Origin of the sequence: Mesorhizobium sp. M7A.F.Ca.MR.362.00.0.0 (assembly GCF_004023175.1) — a bacterium.
GTDB lineage: Bacteria > Pseudomonadota > Alphaproteobacteria > Rhizobiales > Rhizobiaceae > Mesorhizobium.
Genome location: NZ_RZTF01000243.1, coordinates 2,297 through 9,862 on the forward strand (window position 1 = coordinate 2,297; position 7,566 = coordinate 9,862).

Genomic DNA, 7,566 nt, shown 5'->3' on the forward strand with positions numbered 1-7,566 from the left:
ATGAGGGCGACCTTGTCGACTGGATTCAGGAAGCTGGCGACAAGGCTGTCGGCATCGTCATCAATCCGGGCGCCTACAGCCACACCTCGATTGCCATCCACGACGCCATCCGCGCCGTCGCGCCGTTGCCGGTGGCCGAAGTTCATCTTTCCAACATCCATGCGCGGGAACCATTCCGCCACATCTCCATGGTCGCGCCGGTCGCCGTCGGTATGATCTGTGGCTTTGGGCCGCTCGGCTATACGCTGGCGCTACAGGCGCTGGCCGCACGCCTATGACCGGCCAACAAACAGAAGGCACGAAAATGTCGATAAAGAAGACCGGTGTTGACCAGCAACTGATCCGCGATCTGGCGGGCATACTGAACGACACCAATCTCACCGAGATCGAGGTTGAACTGGGCGACCTGAAGGTGCGCGTCTCGCGGCAGGCGCCGGCTGTTCATGCAATCGCAGCGCCGCAGCAGGCCTATGCGCCGGCAGCAGCGCAAGCTGCCTCCGCAGCTCTGCCCGTTGTGGCAGATATTTCCAAGAACGCAGTCACCTCGCCGATGGTCGGCACCGCCTACCTGGCGCCGTCGCCGGACGCCAAGGCATTCATCGAAGTCGGCCAGAAGGTCAAGGAAGGCCAGACGCTGCTGATCATCGAAGCGATGAAGACGATGAACCAGATCCCCTCGCCACGTGCCGGCACGGTGACCGCGATCCTTTTCGAGGATTCGCAGCCGGTCGAATATGGCATGCCGCTCGTCGTGATCGAATAGAGCGGGCCTGATGTTTTAGAAGATCCTCATCGCCAATCGCGGCGAAATCGCCCTCCGGGTGCTGCGCGCCTGCAAGGAACTCGGCATCCAGACGGTGGTGGTGCATTCGACCGCCGATGCCGACGCCATGCATGTGCGGCTCGCCGACGAGAGCGTCTGCATCGGTCCGCCGCCATCGCGCGACAGCTATCTCAACATCCATCAGATCGTTGCGGCGTGCGAAATCACCGGCGCCGACGCCGTGCATCCGGGCTACGGCTTCCTGTCGGAGAACGCCAAATTCGCCGACATACTGGCCGCGCATAACATCACCTTCATCGGTCCGTCCGGCGACCATATCCGCATCATGGGCGACAAGATCGAGGCCAAGCGAACCGCCAAGCGCCTCGGCATTCCGGTTGTGCCCGGTTCGGACGGCGCCGTCACCGACCAGAAGGAAGCCAGGCGCATTGCCGCCGAGATCGGCTATCCCGTGATCATCAAGGCATCGGCCGGCGGTGGCGGACGCGGCATGAAGGTCGCCCTCACCGAGGCTGACCTGGAGATCGCCCTGCAGACGGCGAGCACGGAAGCCGGTGCAGCGTTCGGCGACGATGCCGTTTATATCGAAAAATACCTGGAAAAGCCGCGCCATATCGAAGTCCAGGTGTTTGGTGACGGCTTTGGCCGCGGCGTGCATTTCGGCGAGCGCGACTGTTCCTTGCAGCGCCGCCACCAGAAGGTCTGGGAAGAGGCGCCCTCGCCCGCCCTCAATGCCGAAGAGCGCGCCCGCATCGGCGGCATCTGTGCCAAGGCCATCGCCGACCTCGGCTATTCCGGCGCCGGCACCATCGAATTCCTCTACGAGAATGGCGAGTTCTATTTCATCGAGATGAACACGCGCCTGCAGGTCGAGCATCCGGTGACGGAAGCGATCACCGGCATCGATCTCGTCCACGAGCAGATCCGCGTCGCCTCCGGTGGCGGCCTCTCGGTGAAGCAGGAGGACATCAAGTTCAACGGCCACGCCATCGAATGCCGCATCAACGCCGAGGACCCGCGCACCTTCACCCCCTCGCCGGGCACGATCACCCATTTCCACACACCGGGCGGCCTGGGCATCCGCGTCGATTCCGGCGTTTATTCCGGCTACAAGATCCCGCCATACTATGACAGCCTGATCGGCAAGCTGATCGTGCATGGGCGTAATCGCGTCGAGTGCATGATGCGCCTGCGCCGCGCGCTGGACGAGTTCGTCGTCGACGGTATCAAGACGACGCTGCCGCTGTTTCGCGATCTCGTCGGCAATGCCGACATCGCCAATGGCGACTACGACATCCACTGGCTGGAAAAATATCTGGCCAAGGAAGAGTAGCGCGGAGACGCGATGACCCGCCCCTACGCGCCCGGCTATCGCATCCCCACCGACCTCCTGCTCAAGGCATACGCCTCGGGCGTCTTCCCGATGGCCGAAAGTGCCGGCGACCCTGAGGTGTTCTGGGTGCGGCCGGAGACGCGCGGCATCATTCCGCTCGATGGTTTTCACGCGCCGAAAAGCCTCAGGAAAACGATCAGGAAGAACCCCTTCGACATCCGTTTCGATTTCGATTTCGAAGCGACCATCGACGGCTGCGCCGAAAAGCGCGTGGAACGGCGCTCGACCTGGATCAATGCGCCGATCCGCGAAGCCTATGTCGAGTTGCATCGGATAGGCCATTGTCATTCGGTCGAGGCGTGGCGCGAGGACCGGCTGGTCGGCGGCCTCTATGGCGTGTCGCTCGGCCGGGTGTTTTTTGGCGAGAGCATGTTCGCCAGGGAGACGGACGCTTCCAAGACCTGCCTTTTCTATCTCGTCGAGCGCTTGAAGGCACGCGGCTTCGCGCTGCTCGATACGCAGTTCACCACCGAGCACCTCAAGCGCTTCGGCGCCGTCGACGTGCCGCGCGGCAAATATGAAAAGTTGCTGGCCGACGCGCTGAAGGGCGAGGCCGTATTCTATCCCTGAAGATTGAGCCTACTTCCCATTGGCGGCTTCCAATGGCGTTTGCGAATGGAACATCATCTTCCAGCCGTTGACGCGATGGACATAGCCGGTGCTGACCAGCGCGGCGTAAGGTTCGCCGTTCTCGCGTGTCGCATGTGCCTCGTAGGTCAGCATGATGATGTCGCTGCCCGGCTCGATGATACCCTTGAGGTCGATTTTCAGGTCGCGCCAGCGGTTGGGCTTGGTTGCGGTCTTGGCGAGATCCGCATTGTCCATCGCCTGTGCCATCTGCGGAAACGCCACCAGGCATTCGGTGTCGACATTGGCCGCATAGTAGGCCGCGTCGCCCGTCCAGAATCCCTTTTCGAGTTCCAGCAACTCTGCCTTGCCGGCTGTGATCCGCTTGCTGTCTGACATCGGAAGATCCTCCCTGCGCATAGATGCGCGCTCATCCGTGCCCCAACGTATGGTGGCAAGGAGGGTTCCGGAGGATCAGTTGGTGTCGGTCGTATCGGGGTCCGAAGCGTCCGGCTCCGTCACGCCAGGCTCTGTCACGTCCGGAGCGGTCGCGGCTTTCGGTTTGGCCGCCGCGGGCTTGGGCGCCTCGGCTTTGGTTGCGTCAGCCTTGGCGCCGTCGGGCGCCGGCACATCCGACTTCTGCTTGCATTCCTTCAGCCAGACGTCGTAGACGGCATGCTCGACGGCATTGAGGCCGGGGCTTTCGGCAAACATCCAGCCGGTGAAGATGCGGCGAATTTTGCGGTCGAGCGTGATCTCGTCGACCTCGACGAAGGAATCGGTCTTCGGCGCCTCGGCCTGCGGCCGCGAATAGCAGACGCGCGGCGTCACCTGCAAAGCGCCGAACTGCACCGTCTCGTCGATATAGACATCGAAGGTGATAATGCGGCCGGTGATCTTGTCGATACCGGCAAACTCGGCAACGGCATTGGTGACCCGGTCCGCTCCGGCGGGCAGCGCCGGCGCGGGTGCCGCGGGCTCAGGCGAAGCGGCGAAGGCCACGGTGCTGACGGCAAGACCGGCGGCTAGCGCCAGACTGGCCGATATTGAGTAAGAAAAGCTCATGCAAAGATACCGGTGGTTCGCGCCCGGGTGATTCTGTCGATCGCCAAGGCTAGTCGCCGTTTTCTGATCAGCAAGCAGCTAAACACCAATTGTGGCGATAAAGGACCGGCTTGCACCCTGTCGCCTACGACCCGGGTGTCCAGGCATCGTAGTCGCCGGTGACCTGCGGGCGGTGCTGATTGGTCAGCACCGAGCCCTTCGGGCGATAGGCCGCCGGGCTGCCGGTCAGATTGGGCTGATGCGGCTTTTGCCAATCGCGCGGCTTGTAGTCCTCGCTGGACGGCGCGACGTCGACGCGGTGGTGCATCCAGCCGTGCCAGCCGGGCGGTATCGCCGAAGCCTCCGAATAATTGCGGTAGATGACCCAGCGGCGCGTGCGGCCTTCCGAATCGATGCCGCCTTCGTAATAGAAATTGCCGGTCTCGTCCTGGCCGACCTTCTTGCCGTACCGCCACGTGTGCAGGCGGGTTCCTATCGTCTGGCTGTTCCACCAGGTGAAAAACTGCGTAAGGAAAGTCTTCATTTCAAAACCCTCGCGCCGGCAGCGCCCGTTTTCCTGCTTATGGCGTCAGGCCTTGCCGAAGGCAAGGCTTTTGCCACGGCGTGCGCGCAAATGGCTTGCCGGAAACCCGACACAAGCCTGTGATCCTCCCGGTCGCTGCATGCACGCTTGCCAAGCCTTTACGGTATTTCTAAAGCTCTGCGCGCCCATGCCTGCATCCAGCCCGGCTTGAGGCCAAAGGAGGTGACGATTGGCCACGGAATTGCCGACCACCGACATTCGCATCAGCGCCGAGGCGATTCGCCACCGCAAGGGCGGCACGCCGATCGTTTGCCTGACCGCCTATACCTATCCCATCGCCCGTCTGCTCGATCACCATGTTGACCTGCTTCTGGTCGGCGACAGTGTCGCCATGGTCCTGCATGGCCACAAGACGACGCTGGGCGCCTCGCTGGAGATGATGATCGCACATGGGCAGGCCGTGATGCGCGGCTCGGCCAGGGCCTGCGTCGTCGTCGACCTGCCGGCCGGCACCTATGAGGCAACGGCAGCGCAAGCCGTCACCTCGGCGCGGCGGGTCGTCGACGAAACCGGCTGCCAGGCGGTGAAGCTCGAAGGCGGCCTCGACATGATCAGCCAGATCGAGGCCATCGTCGCCGCCGGCATTCCGGTGATGGGACATATCGGCCTGCAGCCGCAATCGGTCGAGAAGGACGGCGGCTACAAGATCAAGGGCCGCACCGAGGAGGCTGTTGCGGCATTGCTTCGCGATGCGCTCGCCGTCGAGAATGCCGGCGCTTTCTCGGTGGTCATCGAAGGCACGGTCGAGAGGGTCGCCGCCGATATCAGCCGCCGTCTCGCCATTCCAACCATCGGCATCGGTGCCAGCGGTGAATGCGACGGCCAGATCCTGGTCATCGACGACATGGTCGGGCTGACCGTCGATCGCGTGCCGAAATTCGTCAAGGAATACGCCGACCTGCGCAGCGTGATCTCGCATGCAGCGGAATCCTATGCAGCCGAGGTGCGGGGCCGGACATTCCCCGGCCCCGGCCATGTCTTTTCGGCGACAAACAGCAGGGACGACACATGAGCCAACCCGTCGTCGTCGACAGCGTAGCCGCACTTCGCGCGCAAATCCGGGACTGGCGGCGCGACGGCCTTCGTGTCGCCATGGTGCCGACCATGGGTGCTTTGCATGACGGGCACATCTCGCTGGTCAGGATCGCGCTCCAAAAAGCCGAGCGCTGCGTCGTGTCGATTTTCGTCAATCCGACGCAGTTCGCGCCGAGCGAAGACCTCGACAAGTACCCGCGCCAACTCGCCCGCGACCTCGACCAACTGGGCGCGGCAAAGGCCGACCTTGCCTTCACACCGACGGTTGGCGAGATGTATCCTGCGGGCTTCGCCACGAAAATCTCGGTCGGCGGCCCCTCCGGCGGGCTCGAATCGGACTTTCGGCCGACCTTTTTCGACGGCGTCGCCACCGTGGTGGCAAAGCTCCTCCTGCAGGCAACGCCCGACTGTGCGGTCTTCGGCGAGAAGGACTACCAGCAGCTTTGCGTGGTGAGGCAACTCTGCCGCGACCTCGACCTGCCTGTCGAGATCATCGGCGCACCGACGATCCGCGACGCGCAGGGTCTCGCCATGTCATCACGCAACGCCTATCTCGATGAGGCCGAACTGAAGATCGCCCGCCAACTCAACGTCATATTGCGCAATACGGCTGCGGCGCTGGCGGCAGGCGCCGGCCAGAGCGACGCAACCGAAGAGGCCAGCCGCGCCCTCATCGCCGCCGGCTTTCAAAAGGTCGACTATGTCCAGGCACGCGAAAGCCTGACGCTTGCGCCATGGCATCGAAACCACGAAGGGCGTCTTCTCGCGGCAGCATGGCTCGGCAAGACCAGACTGATCGACAATGTCGGGGTTCCCGCTGTTTAGCGAAGGCTCGATCCTTCGGCCAGATAGACACGGGCCGACCACAGTCGATGGTCCCGTACTCTTTGGGGTCGACGTATCGCGGCGGATTGCTGCCGCGCCTAGCTCTCGCTCTTTTGTCCGCCGGCCCTGACGATCAGGTGTCCCGCGACGATCCCAACCACCCCGGCCAGGGCTTTTACCAATGCATCGATGAGGCGTGCATGGCGACCGGGATCAATGAGCTGAAGCAGTTCCAGCATGCCGGCGGTCACAGCCACGAAGATCACGACCTGGTACAGTCGGTTGGGGAAGCCGATCGCCAGGGCGAAGCCCAGCAGGACATAAGCCAAGGCACGCTCGACATTCGCTTCAGCGAGGTGCGGCCGCATCTGGATCGGCGACAAGGTCGCGAAAATGATGATGGCGAGCAGCGCCAGCGCTGTAATGCGGGACAGTTTGGTCATGCTCTTGCATATCCGTCGTGAGCCGGCACAGCAAACGCCGCGATGACGCATGGCCGGGTCGCTCTATTCATCCCGGTGGCAATCTATCCGAGCGACTTCTCGAAACTCAGCGTCGTCGGCCTTGAGGTATCACGGGACTCCTCCGCGGCACTGACAGGCAAGAACCCTTTCGACCGATAGAAGGCGATGGCGCCGCCATTGGCCTCCTCGACCTCGACGCGCAGCGTTCGCGCTTCCGGGAAACTGGCCTCGACCTCGTCGAGCAGTGCTTGCCCGATCCCGCGCCTTTGGCAGTCCGGATGGACGTAGAGCTGGTTCAGCAGGATGATTTTCGCATCGGCGGTGGCGGCGGCGAAAGCCATGCCGCCGATCCGCTTGCCATCATCGGCCACCAGGAATTCCGAATTCGGCCGCGTCAGCCGCGAGCGGAGCGAAGCAATCGAGTGCCATTCGTCGGTGATCTCGGTGACTTTGGCAGCGCCATAAATGGCGTCATAGGTCGCATGCCACGTTTCCACCAGCAGCGTCCGCACAGCGGCAAGGTCGCGTTCACCTGCGGTGCGGACGAACACGGCGCTACTCGATGCCCAGCTTGGCCTTGACGAGGTCGTTGACGGCTTGCGGGTTGGCCTTGCCGCCGGTCGCCTTCATCACCTGGCCGACGAACCAGCCGGCCATGCTCGGCTTGGCGCGCGCCTGTTCGACCTTGTCAGGGTTGGCGGCGATAACGTCGTCGACGGCCTTCTCGATGGCGCCGGTATCGGTGACCTGCTTCATGCCACGGCTCTCGACCAGTTGGCGCGGGTCGCCGCCCTCATTCCAGACGATCTCGAACAGGTCCTTGGCGATCTTGCCGGAGATGGTGCCATCC

General features: G+C 63.1%; 11 protein-coding genes and 1 pseudogene. 6 read left to right on the forward strand and 6 right to left on the reverse strand.

Annotated features, from left to right (window positions below):
• From EOC06_RS43450 to aat, 4 genes are all read left to right on the forward strand, one after another.
• The coding region (locus EOC06_RS43450; protein WP_245470025.1) for a type II 3-dehydroquinate dehydratase at window positions 1-278 on the forward strand (278 nt) is incomplete at its 5' end.
• Window positions 279-304: 26 nt separating this feature from the next.
• On the forward strand, window positions 305-763 hold the full coding sequence (gene accB, locus EOC06_RS24745) for an acetyl-CoA carboxylase biotin carboxyl carrier protein (RefSeq protein ID WP_127269234.1): 459 nt from the start codon (window positions 305-307) through the stop codon (window positions 761-763).
• 22 nt (window positions 764-785) lie between these two features.
• Window positions 786-2,117, forward strand: coding sequence for an acetyl-CoA carboxylase biotin carboxylase subunit (gene accC / locus EOC06_RS24750; protein ID WP_245470028.1), 1,332 nt, complete (start codon window positions 786-788; stop codon window positions 2,115-2,117).
• 12 nt (window positions 2,118-2,129) lie between these two features.
• The gene (gene aat / locus EOC06_RS24755) at window positions 2,130-2,747 is read left to right on the forward strand and encodes a leucyl/phenylalanyl-tRNA--protein transferase (RefSeq protein WP_128309021.1); all 618 of its coding nucleotides are present in this window, start codon (window positions 2,130-2,132) and stop codon (window positions 2,745-2,747) included.
• Between the two features lie 9 nt (window positions 2,748-2,756).
• On the opposite strand, the gene EOC06_RS24760 is transcribed toward aat, so the two are convergent.
• The 3 genes from EOC06_RS24760 to EOC06_RS24770 form a co-directional block, all read right to left on the reverse strand.
• Window positions 2,757-3,143 carry a hypothetical protein gene (locus EOC06_RS24760; protein ID WP_127381585.1) on the reverse strand — a complete coding sequence of 129 codons (387 nt, stop codon included), beginning with the start codon at window positions 3,141-3,143 and terminating at the stop codon, window positions 2,757-2,759.
• Window positions 3,144-3,218: 75 nt separating this feature from the next.
• The gene (locus EOC06_RS24765) at window positions 3,219-3,809 is read right to left on the reverse strand and encodes a DUF2155 domain-containing protein (protein ID WP_128309022.1); all 591 of its coding nucleotides are present in this window, start codon (window positions 3,807-3,809) and stop codon (window positions 3,219-3,221) included.
• Window positions 3,810-3,933: 124 nt separating this feature from the next.
• Window positions 3,934-4,332, reverse strand: coding sequence for an NADH:ubiquinone oxidoreductase subunit NDUFA12 (locus EOC06_RS24770; RefSeq protein WP_013531353.1), 399 nt, complete (start codon window positions 4,330-4,332; stop codon window positions 3,934-3,936).
• Between the two features lie 229 nt (window positions 4,333-4,561).
• Here EOC06_RS24770 and panB point away from each other — a divergent pair, with 229 nt between their 5' ends.
• Both panB and panC read left to right on the forward strand, forming a co-directional pair.
• On the forward strand, window positions 4,562-5,404 hold the full coding sequence (gene panB, locus EOC06_RS24775; RefSeq protein ID WP_127409015.1) for a 3-methyl-2-oxobutanoate hydroxymethyltransferase: 843 nt from the start codon (window positions 4,562-4,564) through the stop codon (window positions 5,402-5,404).
• Window positions 5,401-6,252, forward strand: coding sequence for a pantoate--beta-alanine ligase (gene panC / locus EOC06_RS24780; RefSeq protein WP_128309023.1), 852 nt, complete (start codon window positions 5,401-5,403; stop codon window positions 6,250-6,252). The genes panB and panC overlap by 4 nt, the downstream gene beginning before the upstream one ends.
• Window positions 6,253-6,350: 98 nt before the next feature.
• On the opposite strand, the gene EOC06_RS24785 is transcribed toward panC, so the two are convergent.
• The 3 genes and pseudogenes from EOC06_RS24785 to gatB form a co-directional block, all read right to left on the reverse strand.
• Window positions 6,351-6,695 carry an antibiotic resistance protein VanZ gene (locus tag EOC06_RS24785; protein WP_023812139.1) on the reverse strand — a complete coding sequence of 115 codons (345 nt, stop codon included), beginning with the start codon at window positions 6,693-6,695 and terminating at the stop codon, window positions 6,351-6,353.
• 83 nt (window positions 6,696-6,778) lie between these two features.
• Complete coding sequence (locus EOC06_RS24790; protein ID WP_127397922.1) at window positions 6,779-7,267, reverse strand: GNAT family N-acetyltransferase; 489 nt, start codon at window positions 7,265-7,267, stop codon at window positions 6,779-6,781.
• A gap of 4 nt (window positions 7,268-7,271) precedes the next feature.
• Window positions 7,272-7,566 (reverse strand): annotated as a pseudogene (gene gatB / locus EOC06_RS24795) (Asp-tRNA(Asn)/Glu-tRNA(Gln) amidotransferase GatCAB subunit B); the annotation flags it as partial.

Excerpts from the sequence above, each read along its gene's own strand:
- EOC06_RS24765 (WP_128309022.1), bottom strand. The coding sequence starts at position 3,809 with ATGAGCTTTTCTTACTCAATATCGGCCAGTCTGGCGCTAGCCGCCGGT.
- EOC06_RS24785 (WP_023812139.1), bottom strand. The coding sequence starts at position 6,695 with ATGACCAAACTGTCCCGCATTACAGCGCTGGCGCTGCTCGCCATCATC.
- EOC06_RS24760 (WP_127381585.1), bottom strand. The coding sequence starts at position 3,143 with ATGTCAGACAGCAAGCGGATCACAGCCGGCAAGGCAGAGTTGCTGGAA.
- EOC06_RS24770 (WP_013531353.1), bottom strand. The coding sequence starts at position 4,332 with ATGAAGACTTTCCTTACGCAGTTTTTCACCTGGTGGAACAGCCAGACG.
- accB (WP_127269234.1), top strand. The coding sequence starts at position 305 with ATGTCGATAAAGAAGACCGGTGTTGACCAGCAACTGATCCGCGATCTG.
- panC (WP_128309023.1), top strand. The coding sequence starts at position 5,401 with ATGAGCCAACCCGTCGTCGTCGACAGCGTAGCCGCACTTCGCGCGCAA.
- aat (WP_128309021.1), top strand. The coding sequence starts at position 2,130 with ATGACCCGCCCCTACGCGCCCGGCTATCGCATCCCCACCGACCTCCTG.